Source organism: Falsirhodobacter sp. alg1 (genome assembly GCF_000739715.2).
Taxonomy (GTDB): domain Bacteria; phylum Pseudomonadota; class Alphaproteobacteria; order Rhodobacterales; family Rhodobacteraceae; genus Falsirhodobacter.
On sequence record NZ_BBJC02000004.1, the window covers coordinates 170,199 to 187,923 of the forward strand.

Here is a 17,725-nt window from a genome sequence, read left to right on the forward strand (position 1 = left end):
CCTTGGCGGGCAAACAATGGTGACTGGGACGTACCCTGTTCCCAAGGTTATTGTTATGCCCCCGGTATCTGAACGTCCTTTGCGCGGTATCACGCTAAAAACGTGCTCGGTTCTTATATTCGTGGTTATGTCCTCGTTGATCAAGGTCACCTCCGATGTGGTGCCTGCGGGGGAGGCCGTGTTCTTCCGTTCCGCCTTTGCAATTCCGGTCATTCTGGTGTGGCTTGCCATGCGTCAGGAACTGCGGACAGGGTTGCGCGCCAATAACATCATGGGCCATGTCTGGCGCGGCGTGGTGGGGACGATGGCCATGGGGTGCGGGTTTTCGGCTCTTGGCTATCTGCCGCTTCCCGAAGTAACGGCCCTGGCCTATGCCACACCGTTGCTGACGGTCATCTTTGCCGCGATGTTTCTGGGAGAGGAGGTTCGCGCCTTCCGCCTGACAGCCGTCGGCCTGGGGTTGACCGGTGTCATGGTCATCCTGTGGCCGCGAATGACCATCGGCGCCGACGGAATCGGCAACGCCGCCACACTGGGGGCGATGCTGGCCCTGATCGGGGCAACATTCGCGGCAATGGCATCCGTGTTCATCCGCAAGATGGTCGCGATCGAGAGTACGGCCTCCATCGTCTTTTATTTCTCGCTTACCTCTACCGTATTGTCGCTGGCCACCATTCCCTTCGGCTGGGTATGGCCCGGCTGGGAGTACGTGGGGCTGCTGATTATCGCCGGTATTCTGGGGGGAATCGCACAGATATTTCTGACGCAGGCATTCCGGGAGGCGGATGCCTCCGTGATTGCGCCATTCGATTATGCATCCATGCTGTTCGCCCTGGGAATCGGCTATTTCATCTTTGATGAAACGCCGACGCATACGATGCTGCTGGGGGCGGCCATCGTGATCGGGTCCGGCTGCTTCATCATCTGGCGAGAGCAGCGGCTGGGGTTGGAGCGGACGCAGATGCGCAAGGCGCTTTCGCCCGGAATGCGTTAGGGCGGCTGCGCCTCGGGATTCGTGGCGCATCCTTGTCAACGCATCGCTTGCCATACCGGAGCCAGTTGTCTTTTTCGGTCAGCTTTGCCGTATCTGCCGCCGCACCGCTTCGGCCCATGCGCCCGCCGACGCTGTGATCCTGAAAGACTGCACAAACGACCCGGCACAATCCGGTTTCTGAACATGGCCATATCGAAGGCCCGCAGGGCGGTGCGCGGCAGGCCGGGCATTCATCGCATTAGCCCGGGTGCTGGCAGGGAACGGTATTTGCCGTTTGAGGCTTTCCTCCAAGGCATCTTACACAAAGCCCGTTATGTGAATTGATATTGCCGATCCGGTGCCTCGGGCATCTTTCGTTACAAAAGGATGATCCTGTGCGGTTTTACACCTCCATCCTGTCGCGCGTGGCGGCAGCTTTTGCTTTTGGTCTGTTATTAGCCCCGACATCATTCGCCCAGCCATCTGCCGATACGCTGTTGCCCACCGTGGCGCAGATCGAAGCGCGTCTTGACGGCCGTATCGGCCTGTCACTCATCGAAACCGGTTCGGGGCGGTCGTGGACCTATCGCAAAGACGAACGATTTCCGATGAACAGCACGGTGAAAGTTCCGATCTGTGCCACTGTGCTTGCCCGTCGCGATGCGGGGAAGTTGTCGCTGTCGGATATTCTGCGCGTTAACCAAGAGGATATCCTGTCCTATGCACCCGTTACCGAAAAAACGGTCGGGGCAGGGATGAGCCTTGCAGACCTTTGCCTGGCCGCGATCGATATGAGCGATAATACGGCCGCGAACATGCTGGTCGATCATATTGGCGGGCCGCAGGCGGTGACAGATTTTCTACGAGGCACGGGAGATGAACTAAGTCGGCTTGACCGGCGCGAGCCGGAGTTGAATAATTTTCTGTCCGGGGATCCGCGCGATACGACAACTCCCGCTGCCATGACCGAAACACTGCGTCGGCTGCTGCTAGGGAACGCACTGTCATCGGAATCGGGTAAGCAACTTGCGGAATGGATGAGCATTGGCGGGGTGACAGGCAACCTGCTGCGCGCCGACGCGCCTGAAGGGTGGATTATTCTGGACAAGTCGGGTGGTGGAAGCCACACGCGCAACATCGTTGCGGTGGTCATTCCCGAAGGCGGCTCTCCATGGATTGTTACGATCTTCATTTCGGACGTCGATGCGGATTCAAGCACACGCAACGCCGCCCTTCAGCAGATCGGCAGCGCCGTGATGTCGGTAATCCGGGAATGAAATGAGCCGCGAGCTGTCGCGCATCAGCGCCGATTGAGGGTATTTTCCATTTGACGTTGATCCGGGGGGCGCGGCGCAGGTTTTGCGGGGTGTGGTGTAGATGGGGATCAACGTCTGCGTTTCCCGTAATCCCCAAAAGATCAGTCCGGTCCCGAAGGCGCCGATGAACGTGTCGACAGCAAATTCCTGTCGTCAGGCGACGGGAATGTACTGGCATCGCTGTCGCAAGTTTTCGGGTAGCTGGGACAACAATATCGGGCTGCGTTCATCCGAGTGATGGATGCAGCCATTGTATGGAGGCTGATTGCAAATGTCGGCTCGCATTTTTGGCCAATGCCATTGGTTTATGCCGATCAAGCATCAAGAATGCGTGGCTGGGATCATAGTCGATTACAGCCAGCCTTCATTCGTCCGGGCATACGGATGTCGCGTGCCTATCACCGTCCCTTGGTATCCGCGCTTCCCCTTTGGCGGTTGGTGGCGCGCCCGGCTTCGGAATGAAGTAGCAGTCGCAGAACCTGAACCTGGGGTCACTCATTGGGGCGAAGAAATGGTCGCTCATGCACCGCCGAGTGCGTTGAGAGAGAAGGCCACACAGCGATCAGCATGCAATGATCGCGCATTAGCGCATGATAATTTCAAATGGGGGAATGTATCTCTGCATGGCAGAGTAAATTAAGCTAAAGAAAAGATCGGAATTACTTACCGTTTTTCAATAGTTTAATTTGGTGGAGCCAGGCGGGATCGAACCGCCGACCTCTTGAATGCCATTCAAGCGCTCTCCCAACTGAGCTATGACCCCACCGGGTACGTTCCGTTTCCGGTTCGTTTGGGCCTTCTAGAAGAGGGCGCGGCGGGGTGCAAGAGAAAAAAGCATTCCCGCCGGGACCAGTTTTAAAAAAATCAGCTTTCGTCGTCGTCGCCGGCCACATCGGCCAGTTCGTCCAACGAGACGTTGTCGTCGTTGTCGTCTTCAAGCAGATCATCATCGGTGTCGTTGCCGGTGTCGTCATCCAGCAGATCGTCGCCGTCCAGATCCTCGACCACGGTTTGGTCATCCTTTTCCTCTTTGGCGCGAGAGATCACGACAGAGGCCGCCTTGCGGCGGGCGGATTCGATATCCACGATCTCACCCGTGTAGGGGCTGACGATCGGGTTTTGATTCAGGTCGTAAAAGCGTTTGCCGGTGGTGGGGCAAAGGCGCTTCGTGCCCCAATCCTCTTTGGGCATGTCAAATTCCTTCAAAGGCTGGCGGGTCCAGAGTCGCAGTCGCTTGCCACAGGGCGGTGCGGGTGTCAAAGGCTTTCGGATACACCCAATTGGGGGTTACGCCGTGGAATTGCAAGAATAGAGTGGCGGTTGATGATGGATGTTGCCGTTCCTTCCCTGCCCGGGCTGCCGGATGTCGTGCTGGTGATCCGCCGATCGGCCCGCAGCCGCCGGTTTTCATTGCGTGTCTCGCAGCTTGACGGGCGTGTGACGCTTTCGATGCCGTTGCGGGCGCCTCTGGCCGACGGGATGGCTTTTGCCGTCAGGCACAAAGATTGGCTGCAGGAAGTTCTGGCGGATATTGCACCGCCGACACTGGTGGGGTTCGGCACTGTCCTGCCGGTGGAAGGGCGAAGCCTTACCCTTTGCCCGGGCAAGGGGCCTGTACGGATAGAAGGCGAATCGTTGATCCTGCCCGTCTCGGCCCCGGCGGCCCGTGCGGCGGGCTGGTTGCGCACATTGGCGCGGGGGCGGTTGGCCGAGGCATGTGACCGCCATTCGGCGGCATTGGGGCTGCCCTATTCCCGCCTGACGCTGCGCGATACCCGCAGCCGATGGGGAAGCTGCACTGCCAACGGGGCCCTCATGTTCAGCTGGCGGCTGATCATGGCCCCGCCACGCATTCTGGATTACGTTGCGGCGCATGAAGTGGCGCATCTCGCAGAAATGAACCATTCGCAGGCTTTCTGGAATGTTGTCGAGGGGTTATGTCCCGAGTACAGAACCTGTCGTGCATGGCTTCGCGGCCCGGACGGGCAGGCGCTGCAATCCTGGAGATTCGCATGATCCGGCCCCGTATCGATACCACTCCTGCGCATGAACGCGTGTACCGTGCGCTGCGAACGCGCATCATGCATGGTGAGGTGGCGCCTGGGCAGGCGCTGACGTTGCGCGGAATCGGGCGGGACCAGAATGTATCCATGACCCCGGCCAGAGAGGCTGTTCGCCGCTTGGTGGCAGAGGGAGCGCTGACGCTTTCCTCCTCGGGGCGGGTGGCCACCCCCGAGCTGACGCCCGAACGGATCGAGGAGCTGGCGTCCATTCGGGCGCTGCTGGAGCCGGATCTGGCCAGTCGTGCCCTGCCGCGTGCGCATTTCGCCCTGATCGATCGGTTGACCGCGATCAACGCCGCGAATGCAGAGGCCGTGGTGAAGGGGGATGCGGTCGGCTACATCCGGACGAACCTCGAATTCCACCGGACCCTGTATCTGCGGGCACAGGCCCCTGCAATGCTGGCCCTGACCGAAACGGTCTGGCTGCAATTGGGGCCGACGATGCGCGCACTTTACAGCCATTTGCGGCGGAACGAGCCGCCGATCCATCACCGCCATATTCTGGCGGCCCTGCGTGCGGGGGACGAGCCGGGCTTGCGCCTTGCCATCCGCACGGATGTTACCCAAGGATTGCGCCATCTTGCAGGCTGGGAACGAACCTGACGCCGCATTTCTTGTAGGGGTGCGGCGAGATGTCAGAAACAAAGGAGCGCGCGATGGAAATGCGGAAACTGGGGGCCGATGGCCCTATGATCAGCGCGATCGGCCTTGGCGCGATGAGCTTTGGCGGCATGTTCGGGGCAACGGACGAGGCGACATCCCTGGCCTGTCTGGGTGCCGCAGCCGAAGGGGGAATGAATTTCATCGATACGGCCAATATCTACGGCCTTGGCGTATCGGAGCAGATCATCGGCGGATGGCAAGGGCGCCATGGCATGCGCATCGCCACGAAATGCGGCATCGTCAGCGGTCCCCCCCGCAGCGTGGATAATTCCGAACCATATATCCGGACCTGCCTGGAAGAATCGCTTCGGCGGCTGAAGGTGGACCACATCGACCTCTATTATATCCACCGCCGCGATCCGGGTGTTCCGGTCGAGGAGCTTGCCGAGACCATGGCGCGACTGGTGGCAGAGGGGAAGATCGGTGGTTACGGCCTGTCCGAGATTGCGCCCGCCACCCTGCGACGCGCCCATGCCGTACATCCGGTCATGGCAGTGCAGAATGAATATTCGCTTTGGACCCGTCAGCCCGAACTGGGACTGATCCGCACATGTGCAGAGCTGGGTACGACATTCGTGGCGTTTTCGCCCTTGGCGCGGGGCATGTTCGGTGAACTGCCTTTGCGGCGCGAGGATTTCCGCTCGGGCATTGATTTCCGCCATACCAACCCGCGGTTCTGCGAGCCGAACTTTGCGGCCAACCTTGCAGCCATTGCACCGTTCCGCAGCTTCTGTGCCGAACGCGGGTGGACCGTGGCCGGTACGGCGCTGGCATGGGTGCTGGCGCAGGGGGAGAACATCGTGGCCATTCCGGGAACCCGGACCGCCGACCACCTGCGGGAATGGCTGGGTCCGCCAAGGCTGGAGGCGGATGATCTGGCAGCCATAGAGGCGATCCTGCCTGCCGGCTTTGCATGGGGTGATCGTTATGGCGACCATCAGATGCAGAATGTGGAACGTTACTGCTGACCTCTGAGGCAATGGCGCGGTTCATCCCCCTTGGGGAGACGGGTCTCTGCCCCGCAGGTAACGCAGTGAAAGAAGGATTCGTCAGGACCGGCCTGCTGCCGGTCCTCGCGCCAGCGGCAATCGCGGGTCAGGGTGCGGGACCGTTTCCATATCCATGACAGGATGAAGAACGCGATCAGGCCTATGATCAGCGGGATAAACATCGAACGCCCTTTCTTGTTCATGTGCAACCTAGGGCGTTGCCGGTCGGGGAAAAAGGGTCAGGCGGTATTCAGGCGATAGCCGACGGCCTCGGCAATATGTGGCAGGCGGACCTGATCGCTGCCATCCAGATCGGCGATGGTCCGGGCCACGCGCCGTATACGGTGATAACCGCGCGCCGACAGGCCGAACCGTTCGGCCACGCGGCCCAGAAGGGCGCGCCCCTCGGCGTCCGGGGTTGCGATATCATCCAGCAGCGCCCCGTCGGCCTCGGCATTCGTGCGGACGGGAAGGCCGTCAAACCGGCGGGTCTGTACCTGCCGCGCTGCCGCCACGCGCGCGGCGATGGTGGCAGAATGTTCACCGTTGGGGGCGCCGTCCAGTTCGGTCCAGTTCACGGCGGGCATGTCGATCCGCAGATCGAACCTGTCCAGAAGCGGGCCCGATATTTTACCCATGTAATCCGTACCGCATATCGGCGCCCTTGCGCAGGCCCGCGCTGCATCGGCCATATGGCCGCAACGACAGGGGTTCGCAGCAGCAACCAGCAGAAAGCGGCAGGGATAGCGGACATGGGCATTGGCCCGGGCCACGACGATATCACCCGTTTCCAGCGGCTGGCGCAGGGTTTCAAGTACGATGCGTGAAAACTCGGGCAGTTCGTCCAGAAACAGCACGCCGTTATGGGCAAGGCTCAGTTCACCGGGTTTGGCGCTGCGCCCTCCGCCGGTGATGGCAGGCGGGCTGGCCGAATGGTGCGGGGTGCGGAACGGGCGGTCACGGCAGAATCCGTCCTTCAGCAACCCTGCAACCGAATGGATGGTCGATGTCTCCAGCGCCTCGAGCGGGCTGAGCGGGGGAAGAATGCCGGGCAGCCGCGCGGCCAGCATGGATTTCCCCGATCCCGGTTGCCCGACCATCAGCAGATGGTGCCGACCGGCGGCAGCAATTTCCAGCGCCCGCTTGGCGCGTTCGTGGCCGCGCACGTCCCGCAGGTCCGGCACTGCGGTGGTGTTTGCCGGAATTGAGGCCTCGGCGGGGGTAATGGGGGATTGGCCGGTGAAATGCCGCAGTACCTCGGTCAGCGTACGGGCGGCAAGAACTTGCGTTGCACCTACCCAAGCCGCTTCGGGGCCGCAATCCTTGGGGCAGATCAGCGCGCGATCCTCTGCGGCGGCGGTCATTGCGGCGGGCAGGGCGCCTATGACGGGCATCAACCGCCCGTCCAGCGACAGCTCCCCGAGGGAAACCGTCCGTTCCACATCTTCGGCCGGCAGGATCTGCATGGCGGTCAGCAGTGCCAGCGCGATGGGCAGATCGAAATGCGCTCCCTCTTTCGGCAGATCGGCAGGCGCAAGGTTGATGGCGATGCGCCGCGATGGCAGGGCAATAGACATGGCATCAAGCGCGGCGCGAATGCGTTCCTTCGCCTCGGACACTGCCTTGTCGGGAAGGCCGACAATCGTAAAGGCGGGCAGGCCGGGGGAAAGGGCGCATTGCACCTCTACCAGCCGCGCCTCTATGCCGTCAAAAGCAACCGTATATACACGCGCGACCATGGTCTTCCCCGACTGACGATGTGCCAGCCCTAGCCGCGCATGGTTAGCGGATGATTAACGCCCGATCATCGCCATGAAGGCAGGCCAGGCGGCAGGATCGGCAACGGTCTTGTCACGGCATGTGGGATTGCAGAACCCCCACCGCCGCCCGTCCATTTCCAGAACATGGGTCACGGGATCCCCTGAGTAGGGGCAGGTGTCATTCTCGGCCTCGGTTCCATCCACTGCGCGTGCGGCCAGTGGCGTGGGGAATGGCCAGGTACGGCGTGGCCAATCCTTGTGGTATTGCACAAGATCACTGTCCCGCACCAATCCCATGGCCCGCCAGCGACGAATGCTGTTATCTGCCAGATGTTGCGCGACATAGGCATGTGCAACCTTGCCGACGGGCAGGTCATAGCCTGCGACCCGCATGGCAAGCGGCGCATAGGCGGCATCGGCCAGCGACCATTCTCCCAGCAGCCATGGCCCTCCCGAGATATCGAGCGCATGCGACCAGAGCCGTTCGACCCGCGCCAGATCCTGTGCTGCGGCATCGGGCACCGGCACGTCGCGATAGGCAATTCGCAGGTTCATGGGGCAATGGCTGCGCAATGCCGCAAAGCCTGAATGCATTTCGGCAACCAAGGCCCGGCCTGTGGCGCGCAACGCAGCATCGGTCGGCCAGAGACCTGCCTCAGGATGGCGGCTGTGCAATTCTTCGGCAATGGCGATACTGTCCCAGATCACTGTGCCGTCGGGCAGGCGCAGGGCGGGAACCGTCCGGGCCGGGGCAAAAGCCTTCAGCACTTCGGCAAAGGCGTCTTGATAAAGCGGAGCCTGAAGGGTGGATACCGGAATTCCCGCCTTGTCAAAGGCCAGCCATGCCCGAAGGCTCCAGCTGGAAAAGCTTTTGTCGCCAATGGCTAGCGTATAGGGCGCCATCACCAAGATCCTTGCCTGAAGCAATTGTTGAAAAAATAGATCTTGCCGAAAGTTTTTGCGGAACTAAAGCCCGCACGCGTCGTTAACCCCTCAGAAAACAGGTCCTGCCGCATGTGATTTATAATCTGTGGCGGAAACTTCCCGGGTCAAGGGGGTGCGCCCTTGGATCGGGACCACAAAAAAGAGAGGGTTCGGATCATGCCACTTGATATGTCCAGCGATCAGATGATGTCGCGCCGCGCTATGAAGGCCGAACTTCTTGATGCGGATACGGAATTGCGCCTTGCCTATGCTTGGCGGGATAACCGGGACGAACAGGCCCTGCATCGGCTGATCACTGCATATATGCGTCTGGCAATTTCGATGGCCGCCAAGTTTCGCCGGTATGGCGCGCCTATGAACGACCTGATCCAAGAGGCCAGCCTCGGTCTGATGAAAGCTGCCGAGAAGTTCGATCCTGATCGCGGCGTCCGTTTTTCCACCTATGCCGTCTGGTGGATCAAGGCGTCGATTCAGGATTATGTCATGCGCAACTGGTCGATGGTCCGCACCGGATCGACATCTTCGCAGAAAGCCCTGTTTTTTAATCTCCGCCGTGTGCAAGCCAAGCTGGAGCGTGAGGCCGAAGCCCGCGGCGAAAAGCTGGACGGTTATCAACTGCGCCACATGATCGCCACCGAAGTGGGTGTGCCGTTGGCAGATGTGGAAATGATGGAAGGCCGGTTGTCCGGGTCCGATTTCTCGTTGAATTCGACGCAGTCTGCCGACGAAGATGGTCGTGAATGGATCGATGCACTGGAAGACGACACCATTCAGGCTGCCGAACAGGTCGAAGGGTCGCATGATGCGGCACATCTGCGCACTTGGCTGATTTCAGCTATTCAAAATCTGAACCCGCGTGAGCGTTTCATCGTGACGGAGCGCAAGTTGCGCGAATCTCCCCGCACGCTGGAATCCCTGGGTGAAGAACTGGGGTTGTCGAAAGAGCGCGTTCGCCAGTTGGAGGCTGCTGCCTTCAACAAGATGCGCCGGAATCTGGAAACGCAGAACCGCGAAGTGCATCACTTCCTCTGATCTGCTTGAGGGGGTGCTGCCGTAGAGTTAAGGTTACCCCGAGCAGGAGGGTACCATGCTTCACGGAAAACGGCTTCTTCTGATTATCGGTGGCGGAATAGCCGCATACAAGGCGCTGGATCTGATCCGGCGCCTTCGCGAACGTGGGGCACAGGTGGTGCCGGTCCTGACCCGCGCGGGTGCGGAATTCGTGACCCCGATGTCCGTAGCGGCACTATCCGGCCACAAGGTCCATCGGGAATTGTTCGATCTGACCGATGAGGCCGAGATGGGGCATATCCAGCTCTCGCGCTCGGCCGATCTTGTCGTCGTGGCGCCTGCCACCGCGGATCTGATGGCGAAAATGGCGCAGGGGCGGGCGGATGATCTAGCGTCTACCCTGTTGCTGGCAACGGATACACCGGTTCTCGTTGCGCCAGCCATGAATATGCGGATGTGGGATCACCCTGCCACGCGGCGTAATCTGGCGGTTCTGCAACAGGATGGCATCCGGTTCGTGGGCCCGGACGAAGGGTCGATGGCTTGTGGTGAATTCGGGCCGGGCCGGCTGGCCGAACCGCTTGCGATTGTTGCGGCGATCGAGGCTGCCTTGGCCGACGGTCCGCTAAAGGGGCGCCACATCATCGTCACATCCGGCCCCACCCATGAACCCATCGATCCGGTGAGATATATCGCCAACCGGTCTTCGGGGGCACAGGGAAGCGCGATCGGCCGTGCATTGGCCGCGCTGGGCGCGGATGTGACATTCATCACCGGTCCTGCCGATGTGGCGGCACCCGAAGGGACAAGGGTGATCCGTGTCGAAACGGCGCGACAGATGCTGGATGCGGTCCAATCGGCACTTCCTGCCGATGCTGCCGTCTTTGCCGCTGCGGTTGCCGATTGGCGCACCGCAGATGCAACGGACCACAAGATAAAGAAGAACGGCACCTTGCCTGTGCTGTCCCTGATCGAAAACCCGGATATTCTGGCAACCGTATCAAAAGGCGCAGACCGGCCGGCGTTGGTTGTCGGGTTTGCTGCGGAAACGGATGATGTGATCGCCCATGCCACCGCAAAACGGCTTCGCAAAGGGTGTGACTGGATCGTGGCCAATGATGTATCGCCTGCCACCGGAATTATGGGGGGCACGGAAAATGAGGTGACGGTCATCAGGCCGGACGGGGCCGAAGTGTGGCCGCGCATGACCAAGGATATGGTAGCCAGCCGTCTGGCCCGCTCCATTGCGGATACGCTGGCCGGGGAACCTTGATTTACGTTCGGGCGTTGGCAGGGTGTTCTGTAAAGGAGGGTTTCCTATGCCCCGTATCACGCTGCTGACGCTGAGCATGGCCTTGATGGCCGGATCCGCTGCCTTCGCCCAAGCGGTGCCGCAGCGTGTCAATTTTCCCGAAGGTGCCACCCATGTGACGCTTGAAGGGCAGGCCGCGCCCGAGGCCGTCCGCTATGTGGTGAATGCCGGTGAGGGGCAGATCCTTGATATCAATCTGGTTTCGCCGGATATGGGGGCATGCTTTACGCTTTATACCCCTGACAGTGCAGATAAAGCCGCTCCGACCTTTACCGGCGGGTGCAACGGCCAATCCTTTTCCGCGATGCTGAGCGAGACGGGCGATTACACCGTTGCCGTTGCGGCTGCCCCCGGCATCGAGGCTGCGGCATATTCCCTTGTCATATCCGCTACGAATGATGCAGTCGAAGGCGCGCCTGTCCTGCCTGCCAACTAGTTGCCGGTGCGGGTCTGCTCCGTTACCTTTGCGGGTGGAATATAGAAGGAAGCGGCAATGGGCATGACGGTCGAAGTAAAGATTCTTGACGAACGTATCCATGAATGGGGGCTGCCCGCATATCAGACCGAAGGCTCGGCCGCGCTTGACCTGTTTGCCTGCCTGGATGCCCCGCTGACGATTGAGCCTGGAGACAAGGCGGTTCTGGTTCCATCAGGTATCGCGCTGTTCATGAATACGAATGAAATGGCGGCCCTTGTGCTGCCTCGCTCGGGCGCTGGCCATAAGAAGGGGCTGGTTCTGGGCAATCTCGTCGGTCTGATCGATCCCGACTATACCGGTGGCATCCAGATGAGCGTCTGGAACCGCAATGCGGCAGGTTCACCCCCCATCGTGATCGAGCCGGGGGAGCGCGTGGCCCAACTGATGTTTGTTCCCGTTCTGCGCCCGGACCTGCACGTGGTCGCGGAATTTTCTGCGCAGACCGAACGCGGGGCAGGTGGGTTCGGATCAACCGGATGACACCTGACGCCTTGGAGCGATATTCGCGCCACATGCTGCTGCATGATATCGGCGGGGCCGGGCAGATGCGTCTCTTGGCTGCCAAGGTGCTGGTCATCGGTGCGGGCGGGCTGGGGTCGGGTCTGTTACCCTATCTGGCGGCCGCAGGTGTCGGGGCGATTACCGTGTTTGACGGGGATGTGGTGGATCTGTCCAATCTGCAGCGGCAGATCATTCATACCACTGCCGCAATCGGACAAAACAAGGCGGAATCCGCCATCGCGCAGCTGGCGGCCCTCAATCCGCTACCGGCATATACCGCCTGTTCCCACCATTTTGAGGATGCGGATGCGCCCTTGGTCGCGGCGCATGATCTTGTGATTGATGGTACGGATTCCGTTTCTACACGATACCTGCTGAATGCACTTTGCGTGGCAGCGGATCGTCCATTGCTTGCAGCCTCCATCGCGCAATGGGACGGGCAGATCGGGCTGTATCATGCAGATGGCTCGGCCTGCTATCGTTGCGTGTTTCCGAATCCCCCCAAAGCGGGCGATGCCCCTACCTGCGCCGAGGCGGGGGTTCTGGGCCCACTACCGGGCATTATCGGAACCATGATGGCGGCAGAGGCAGTGAAATATCTGTCAGGGGCAGGCACGCCCCTGCGGAACCGGCTGTTCCTGTTTGATGCCCTGCATATGGATGCACGCACCATCTCTGTCACCCGCAAGGCAGGGTGCCCCGACTGCGGTACGGAACCGCTCTGACCTGCCACAGGTTGATCCGCGCCAAAGGAGCGTTGGAAATGCCGAATGACGTACAGGTCCCCGAAGGGCTGGTTTATGTGGATGACAGGATGCCGGGAATCCGGCGGCACAAATCCGGCAGGGGGTTCCGCTTCGTTGGCCCCGACGGTCTGACGCTGAAAGGGGAAATGCGTGCCCGGTGCCTGAAACTCGCCGTTCCTCCTGCATACGAAAATGTGTGGATTTGCGCGTTGCCCAATGGGCATTTGCAAGCCACCGGTTTTGATGCGCGCGGGCGGAAACAGTACCGTTACCACGCTGATTGGGCGCTTTGGCGGTCCGAGGCGAAATATGGCCATCTTCCGGAATTCGGCGAAGGACTTGGCCGTTTACGGCGCCGGGTTGATCGCGACCTGAAGGGCGAGGCGGGGGATATGACCTTCAGCCTTGCCGCAATGGTCCTGCTGATCGACCGGACACATCTGCGGGCCGGAAATCCGTCCTACGCGCTGGAGAACCGCACTTTTGGTGCTACCACCCTGCTGGCCCGCCACCTGAGCCTGTCGGACGGACGTGTACGCCTGAAGTTCCGGGCGAAGGGGGGCAAGACCGTCAACCGTACCCTGCATGACAAGCGGCTGCACAAGATCATGCATGTGATCGGCGATCTGCCCGGTCGCCAGTTGTTCACCTGGCTTGATGATGCGGGAGTTTCGCATCCGGTATCTTCTAACAATCTGAATGAATACATTGCCGAGGCTTCAGGGGTTGAGGGGGCTTCGGCCAAGACATTCCGGACATGGGGCGGTTCGCTCGCCGCCTTTACCGAGGCAAGAGCTGCCGGTGACGCTTGTCTGTCTATCAGATCCATGGCCGAGGCTGCTGCCGAAACGCTGGCAAATACCCCAAGCATCGCCAGAAAATCCTATATCCACCCGAAGGTTCTGGAACTGGCGGAAATGGATGCGGATGTGCGCCACGAAATGATGCAGGCGCTGCCAACCGAGGGTGACAGCGCCCTGCGGGCGGATGAACGCCGGATGCTGGGGCTGCTGAGGGCTTAGACGCACAGCCATTCCGCCGGGATCAGCTGTGGATCGGCGGCGTGATCTCGCCCGGCTGCGGTGGGATCGGATCCTCGGCCGGCGGGATGGGGGCAGGGTCCGGCATCGGATCCGGGGTGGTGTCGGGGCCGGGGGCCGGTGGTGGCATGTCTGGCGGGGTGTCGCCGGGGTTCGGTACGCCAATCATCTGGGTCAGGTCGGTCATAACATCCTCCTTCATTCTGTGAAGGCAACCATGCAACCCGTGTTCAAGTTCCCGCAAACCGCCGCGACAGGAAGCGTGATCCTGCCAACCCGAACCGCCATGGCTGATCCACCGCCCGCGATATTCCGATCCGCGGGCCGCTCATGACCTGTACATCGCCCCCACGCTCTATGCGAAGGATGTCGGTTCCATCGTCCGCGGGCCCGATCCCCAGTGCCTGACCCAGACGCCCCGGACCGGCACATAGGCGCCTTGGATCATCAAGGCCCCGCCGGGTTGCCATCTGCCCGATGCCGCACAGGGGTTCCAGCGCGCGGAACAAAACAGCGTCACCCGGGCGGCACACCACATTCAGGCACCAGTGTATCCCGTAGGATCGGTAGACATAGGCCATTCCGGCAGGGCCGAACATAGCCCGATTTCGCGGCCTTATTCCTGAAAAGCTGTGCGATGCCGGATCATCGAGGGTATAGGCCTCGGTTTCGACGATCGTCCCCCCCGCGCCGCGCAGCATCAGCCGCGCCCCTATCAGATCATGGGCGACCAAAGGGGCCGGCCTGTCGAACCAGCTGTGGGGAAGGGGGGAAATGGCGTTCATCCCCCATAACTGGACCAAAGCCCCGTGCAATCAATATGACCGCCGGGATTTGGACCCGAAGAACTATCAAAGCGAATTGCTTGGGGGCGTGAGTCATATTACAGCATGAACCATACAAGAACACCTGTCGCGTGCTGGATCGCGTTGGGTTGCTGCTCGGAGAAGTGACAATATGCACGGCACAACCGGGAGCGATCCCCAAACCAGAATTCTGACCGGTACACCTGGCCTTGATGATGTGTTGCGGGGTGGGCTGACGCCTTCGCGGCTGTATCTGGTAGAAGGAACGCCCGGATCGGGCAAGACGACGCTGGCGCTGCGCTTTTTGCTGGAGGGGCGTCAGGCGGGGGATCGGGCGCTGTATATCACCCTTTCCGAAACGGAAAACGAACTGCAGGCGGTGGCGCTTTCCCACGGGTGGTCGCTTGACGGGGTTACCCTGTTCGAGATGGTGGCCGAGGATGAATTCAGCGCGGCACATGAACAGACGCTGCTGCATCCCAGCGAGGTGGAGCTGGGCGAAACCGTGCGCGGCATCATTGATCTGGTCGAACGGATCAATCCCCGGCGGGTTGTGCTGGACAGCCTTTCGGAGCTGCGGCTTCTGGCGCAGAATCCGCTGCGGTACCGCCGCCAGATACTGGCATTGAAGCATTTCTTCGCCCGCCGGAACTGTACCGTCTGGATGCTGGATGACCGGACCGCCGAGCCGGGCGATCTGCAGCTGCACTCCATTGCGCATGGCGTCATCTCTCTGGAGCATTCCGCAAGCGATTTCGGGGCCGAGCGTCGCCGCCTGCGGGTGATAAAGATGCGGGGGTTGCAGTATCATGGCGGGTTCCACGATCTGACCATCGAGCGCGGCGGTATCCGTGTGTACCCGCGCCTGATAGCAGCCCATCACCATCGCACATTCTCCAGCCTGCCTGTCACAACGGGGCTTGAGGGACTGGATGCCCTGCTGGGAGAGGGACTGTTCCCCGGTACGAACACGCTGCTGGCCGGACCTGCGGGCGTGGGAAAAACCACCACGGCGGTGCGATGCATGATTGCAGCGCTGCAACGCGGGCAGAAGGCGGCGTATTTCCTGTTCGACGAACGTCTGTCTACCCTACTGATCCGGTCTAGGGCCCTGAACATGGATTTGCAGCCCTATCTGGATTCGGGCCTGCTGCAGATCCGCCAGATCGATCCGGCGGAACTGTCGCCGGGGCAGTTCGCCAGCGCGGTCCGGTCAGCGGTGGAAGAGGGGGATGTCGGGATTGTCGTGATCGACAGCCTGAATGCCTATCTGCACGCCATGCCAAGCGATAACTACCTTGTCCTGCAGATGCACGAATTGCTCAGCTATCTGGCGCAGCAGGGTGTCGTATCGATGATGATCCTTGGCCAGCATGGCGTGACAGGGGATCTGCGGTCCGACATCGACATCAGCTATCTTGCTGATACGGTCATGATGCTGCGCTTTTTCGAGGCGGAAGGGGAGGTTCGCAAATCCATCTCCGTCATCAAGACGCGGACCTCGGATCATGAACGCAGCATCCGCGAATTCCGCATCGACCAGGGCGGCCTTCTGGTGGGCCAGCCCCTGCGCAACTTCAGGGGCATCCTGTCCGGCGTGCCGATCTATCATCCAGAGCAGGGCGCGCTCCTGCCGCTGGAGGGTAATTCGCAATGACGCCGGAATGGCCCCCCGCTGCGGTGACGGGGGCAGGGTCCGATCCGACCGGCGCCGTCGCGATCCTGGCCCCCCGCGGGCGGGATGCGGTGGTGGCTGCGCAGCTTCTGCACAAGGAAGGTATCGGGACGATCATTGTTTCCGGATTGGACCGGCTGGCCGCGCTGATCGAGCAGCGTGTCGGCGCGGTTCTGATCACCGAAGAAGCATTGGCAGGCCCGGACGAAGAGCGCTTGCTGCGGGTTTTGCAGGATCAGCCTGCCTGGTCGGATGTGCCCTTTGTCGTGCTGGCGAACGGCACGGTCAGCAACCGGTCGGACAGGGCGATCCGCCGGATGGATTCCTTGCGAAATGCCGTTCTGCTGTCACGTCCGCTGCATGCAGAGGAACTGGTCCGCTCCGTCCGCTCTGCACTGACGGCCCGCGGCCGTCAGCACGATGCCCGCAAACGGATGGAAGAGCTGCGGCTTCGGGAAAAGCAGCTTTTCGAGAGCGAAGCGCAGTTTCACGCCATTGCGGATTCCGTGGACCAGATGATCTGGTCCACCACCCCAACAGGCTTTCATGACTATTTCAACCGTCGCTGGTATGAATTTACCGGTGTTCCCTATGGCTCCACGGATGGGGAGGCATGGGCCGAACTGTTCCACCCTGACGATCAGGATAACATTTGGCGGCGCTGGCGCCACAGCCTCGGCACCGGCGATCATTATGAGATTGAGTATCGGCTGAAGCACCGCAGCGGCGATTACCGATGGGTGCTGGGCCGCGCGCAGCCCGTGCGGAACGTGGATGGCAGGATCATCCGCTGGTATGGGAGCTGCACCGATATCCACCGCATGAAAACCGCCGAAGAGCAGCGGCAGCTGATGCTGGCCGAGATGAACCACCGGGTGAAGAACTCCTTGGCGATGGTGCATGCAATCGTCTCGCAGACCCTGCGTCAGGCCGAGAATCTGGAGGATGCGCGGGCGGCAATCCAGTCGCGGATCGGAATGCTGTCGCAGGCACATGATCGGCTGGTGCAGTCCAGCTGGACCGAGGCGCATATTCTTGATGTCATCGATGCAGCGCTGGCCCCCCATCGCAACGGCGAGGCGCGGTTCATCGTGAAAGGGCCGAACCTTCCTGTCGGGTCCAAGCAGGCACTGGCCCTGACGATGGCGCTTCACGAATTGGCAACCAATGCCGTCAAATATGGCGCATTATCGGTTGCAGGGGGGCATGTGCATCTGAAATGGGAAATGGCCGACGCACAATTCCACCTTTCATGGATCGAAACGGGTGGCCCGCCGGTGGCCCCGCCCGCGCGCAAGGGGTTCGGCAGCCGCATGATCGAACAGGCACTGGCAGGATATTTCGATGGGTCGGCGGAACTCGACTACGATGTCGGGGGTTTGCGATTCAACCTGATAGCTCCGGTCACGGGCCTGACGACCGGCGAATAGGCTATCAACCCTATGTG

19 protein-coding genes and 1 tRNA gene are annotated in these 17,725 nt (G+C 61.0%); 13 read left to right on the plus strand and 7 right to left on the minus strand.

Annotated elements, in window-relative coordinates:
- The first annotated feature begins 55 nt into the window (after positions 1–55).
- Positions 56–994, plus strand: coding sequence for a DMT family transporter (locus TR36_RS09265; RefSeq protein ID WP_045391487.1), 939 nt, complete (start codon positions 56–58; stop codon positions 992–994).
- A 374-nt stretch (positions 995–1,368) separates the two neighbouring features.
- On the plus strand, positions 1,369–2,250 hold the full coding sequence (gene bla / locus TR36_RS09270) for a class A beta-lactamase (RefSeq protein WP_062763067.1): 882 nt from the start codon (positions 1,369–1,371) through the stop codon (positions 2,248–2,250).
- 726 nt (positions 2,251–2,976) lie between these two features.
- Here bla and TR36_RS09275 read toward each other — a convergent pair.
- Positions 2,977–3,052, minus strand: a tRNA-Ala gene (locus TR36_RS09275).
- A 101-nt stretch (positions 3,053–3,153) separates the two neighbouring features.
- Positions 3,154–3,480: a TIGR02300 family protein gene (locus TR36_RS09280; RefSeq protein ID WP_045391483.1), complete on the minus strand. Its 327-nt coding sequence runs from the start codon at positions 3,478–3,480 to the stop codon at positions 3,154–3,156.
- A 132-nt stretch (positions 3,481–3,612) separates the two neighbouring features.
- Here TR36_RS09280 and TR36_RS09285 point away from each other — a divergent pair, with 132 nt between their 5' ends.
- The 3 genes from TR36_RS09285 to TR36_RS09295 are packed head-to-tail and all read left to right on the plus strand — an operon-like array spanning position 3,613 to position 5,983.
- Positions 3,613–4,305 carry a M48 family metallopeptidase gene (locus TR36_RS09285; RefSeq protein ID WP_237763548.1) on the plus strand — a complete coding sequence of 231 codons (693 nt, stop codon included), beginning with the start codon at positions 3,613–3,615 and terminating at the stop codon, positions 4,303–4,305.
- A complete protein-coding gene (locus tag TR36_RS09290; RefSeq protein ID WP_045391480.1) occupies positions 4,302–4,955 on the plus strand; it encodes a GntR family transcriptional regulator in 654 nt (217 codons plus the stop codon). The genes TR36_RS09285 and TR36_RS09290 overlap by 4 nt, the downstream gene beginning before the upstream one ends.
- Positions 4,956–5,008: 53 nt before the next feature.
- Positions 5,009–5,983, plus strand: coding sequence for an aldo/keto reductase (locus TR36_RS09295; RefSeq protein ID WP_045391477.1), 975 nt, complete (start codon positions 5,009–5,011; stop codon positions 5,981–5,983).
- Here the strand turns inward: TR36_RS09295 and TR36_RS09300 are convergent.
- The 3 genes from TR36_RS09300 to TR36_RS09310 are packed head-to-tail and all read right to left on the minus strand — an operon-like array spanning position 5,974 to position 8,667.
- Positions 5,974–6,186, minus strand: a complete 213-nt coding sequence (locus tag TR36_RS09300) for a hypothetical protein (protein ID WP_052362619.1) — start codon at positions 6,184–6,186, stop codon at positions 5,974–5,976. The genes TR36_RS09295 and TR36_RS09300 overlap by 10 nt on opposite strands.
- A 57-nt stretch (positions 6,187–6,243) precedes the next feature.
- Positions 6,244–7,743 carry a YifB family Mg chelatase-like AAA ATPase gene (locus TR36_RS09305; protein WP_045391474.1) on the minus strand — a complete coding sequence of 500 codons (1,500 nt, stop codon included), beginning with the start codon at positions 7,741–7,743 and terminating at the stop codon, positions 6,244–6,246.
- Between the two features lie 54 nt (positions 7,744–7,797).
- Positions 7,798–8,667 (minus strand): glutathione S-transferase, encoded by an 870-nt coding sequence (locus TR36_RS09310; protein WP_045391471.1) that lies wholly within the window; start codon positions 8,665–8,667, stop codon positions 7,798–7,800.
- A 198-nt stretch (positions 8,668–8,865) separates the two neighbouring features.
- On the opposite strand from TR36_RS09310, the gene TR36_RS09315 reads away from it, so the two are divergent.
- The 6 genes from TR36_RS09315 (at position 8,866) to TR36_RS09340 (ending at position 13,779) form a co-directional block, all read left to right on the plus strand.
- Positions 8,866–9,741 (plus strand): RNA polymerase factor sigma-32, encoded by an 876-nt coding sequence (locus TR36_RS09315; RefSeq protein WP_045391468.1) that lies wholly within the window; start codon positions 8,866–8,868, stop codon positions 9,739–9,741.
- 55 nt (positions 9,742–9,796) lie between these two features.
- Positions 9,797–10,993, plus strand: coding sequence for a bifunctional phosphopantothenoylcysteine decarboxylase/phosphopantothenate--cysteine ligase CoaBC (gene coaBC / locus TR36_RS09320; protein ID WP_045391465.1), 1,197 nt, complete (start codon positions 9,797–9,799; stop codon positions 10,991–10,993).
- Between the two features lie 46 nt (positions 10,994–11,039).
- Positions 11,040–11,468: a hypothetical protein gene (locus TR36_RS09325; protein WP_045391462.1), complete on the plus strand. Its 429-nt coding sequence runs from the start codon at positions 11,040–11,042 to the stop codon at positions 11,466–11,468.
- A gap of 63 nt (positions 11,469–11,531) precedes the next feature.
- Positions 11,532–11,990 carry a dUTP diphosphatase gene (gene dut / locus TR36_RS09330; protein WP_370553398.1) on the plus strand — a complete coding sequence of 153 codons (459 nt, stop codon included), beginning with the start codon at positions 11,532–11,534 and terminating at the stop codon, positions 11,988–11,990.
- Positions 11,987–12,736, plus strand: a complete 750-nt coding sequence (locus TR36_RS09335; RefSeq protein WP_052362618.1) for a HesA/MoeB/ThiF family protein — start codon at positions 11,987–11,989, stop codon at positions 12,734–12,736. Before dut ends, TR36_RS09335 begins: the two co-directional genes overlap by 4 nt.
- 38 nt (positions 12,737–12,774) lie before the next feature.
- Positions 12,775–13,779, plus strand: coding sequence for a DNA topoisomerase IB (locus tag TR36_RS09340; protein WP_045391455.1), 1,005 nt, complete (start codon positions 12,775–12,777; stop codon positions 13,777–13,779).
- Positions 13,780–13,801: 22 nt separating this feature from the next.
- Here TR36_RS09340 and TR36_RS09345 read toward each other — a convergent pair whose 3' ends face one another.
- Positions 13,802–13,984, minus strand: a complete 183-nt coding sequence (locus tag TR36_RS09345) for a hypothetical protein (protein WP_045391452.1) — start codon at positions 13,982–13,984, stop codon at positions 13,802–13,804.
- Positions 13,985–14,027: 43 nt separating this feature from the next.
- Positions 14,028–14,582 (minus strand): DNA-3-methyladenine glycosylase, encoded by a 555-nt coding sequence (locus TR36_RS09350; RefSeq protein ID WP_045391449.1) that lies wholly within the window; start codon positions 14,580–14,582, stop codon positions 14,028–14,030.
- Positions 14,583–14,754: 172 nt separating this feature from the next.
- On the opposite strand from TR36_RS09350, the gene TR36_RS09355 reads away from it, so the two are divergent.
- Positions 14,755–16,260, plus strand: coding sequence for an ATPase domain-containing protein (locus TR36_RS09355; protein WP_045391446.1), 1,506 nt, complete (start codon positions 14,755–14,757; stop codon positions 16,258–16,260).
- Positions 16,257–17,708: a sensor histidine kinase gene (locus TR36_RS09360; protein WP_045391443.1), complete on the plus strand. Its 1,452-nt coding sequence runs from the start codon at positions 16,257–16,259 to the stop codon at positions 17,706–17,708. Before TR36_RS09355 ends, TR36_RS09360 begins: the two co-directional genes overlap by 4 nt.
- Positions 17,709–17,725: the final 17 nt, after the last annotated feature.

Excerpts from the sequence above, each read along its gene's own strand:
- TR36_RS09340 (WP_045391455.1), top strand. The coding sequence starts at position 12,775 with ATGCCGAATGACGTACAGGTCCCCGAAGGGCTGGTTTATGTGGATGAC.
- TR36_RS09345 (WP_045391452.1), bottom strand. The coding sequence starts at position 13,984 with ATGACCGACCTGACCCAGATGATTGGCGTACCGAACCCCGGCGACACC.
- TR36_RS09350 (WP_045391449.1), bottom strand. The coding sequence starts at position 14,582 with ATGAACGCCATTTCCCCCCTTCCCCACAGCTGGTTCGACAGGCCGGCC.
- TR36_RS09290 (WP_045391480.1), top strand. The coding sequence starts at position 4,302 with ATGATCCGGCCCCGTATCGATACCACTCCTGCGCATGAACGCGTGTAC.
- TR36_RS09295 (WP_045391477.1), top strand. The coding sequence starts at position 5,009 with ATGGAAATGCGGAAACTGGGGGCCGATGGCCCTATGATCAGCGCGATC.
- TR36_RS09280 (WP_045391483.1), bottom strand. The coding sequence starts at position 3,480 with ATGCCCAAAGAGGATTGGGGCACGAAGCGCCTTTGCCCCACCACCGGC.
- TR36_RS09360 (WP_045391443.1), top strand. The coding sequence starts at position 16,257 with ATGACGCCGGAATGGCCCCCCGCTGCGGTGACGGGGGCAGGGTCCGAT.
- TR36_RS09310 (WP_045391471.1), bottom strand. The coding sequence starts at position 8,667 with ATGGCGCCCTATACGCTAGCCATTGGCGACAAAAGCTTTTCCAGCTGG.
- TR36_RS09265 (WP_045391487.1), top strand. The coding sequence starts at position 56 with ATGCCCCCGGTATCTGAACGTCCTTTGCGCGGTATCACGCTAAAAACG.
- TR36_RS09325 (WP_045391462.1), top strand. The coding sequence starts at position 11,040 with ATGCCCCGTATCACGCTGCTGACGCTGAGCATGGCCTTGATGGCCGGA.
- dut (WP_370553398.1), top strand. The coding sequence starts at position 11,532 with ATGACGGTCGAAGTAAAGATTCTTGACGAACGTATCCATGAATGGGGG.
- coaBC (WP_045391465.1), top strand. The coding sequence starts at position 9,797 with ATGCTTCACGGAAAACGGCTTCTTCTGATTATCGGTGGCGGAATAGCC.
- TR36_RS09315 (WP_045391468.1), top strand. The coding sequence starts at position 8,866 with ATGCCACTTGATATGTCCAGCGATCAGATGATGTCGCGCCGCGCTATG.
- TR36_RS09305 (WP_045391474.1), bottom strand. The coding sequence starts at position 7,743 with ATGGTCGCGCGTGTATATACGGTTGCTTTTGACGGCATAGAGGCGCGG.
- TR36_RS09355 (WP_045391446.1), top strand. The coding sequence starts at position 14,755 with ATGCACGGCACAACCGGGAGCGATCCCCAAACCAGAATTCTGACCGGT.
- TR36_RS09285 (WP_237763548.1), top strand. The coding sequence starts at position 3,613 with ATGATGGATGTTGCCGTTCCTTCCCTGCCCGGGCTGCCGGATGTCGTG.
- TR36_RS09300 (WP_052362619.1), bottom strand. The coding sequence starts at position 6,186 with ATGTTTATCCCGCTGATCATAGGCCTGATCGCGTTCTTCATCCTGTCA.
- TR36_RS09335 (WP_052362618.1), top strand. The coding sequence starts at position 11,987 with ATGACACCTGACGCCTTGGAGCGATATTCGCGCCACATGCTGCTGCAT.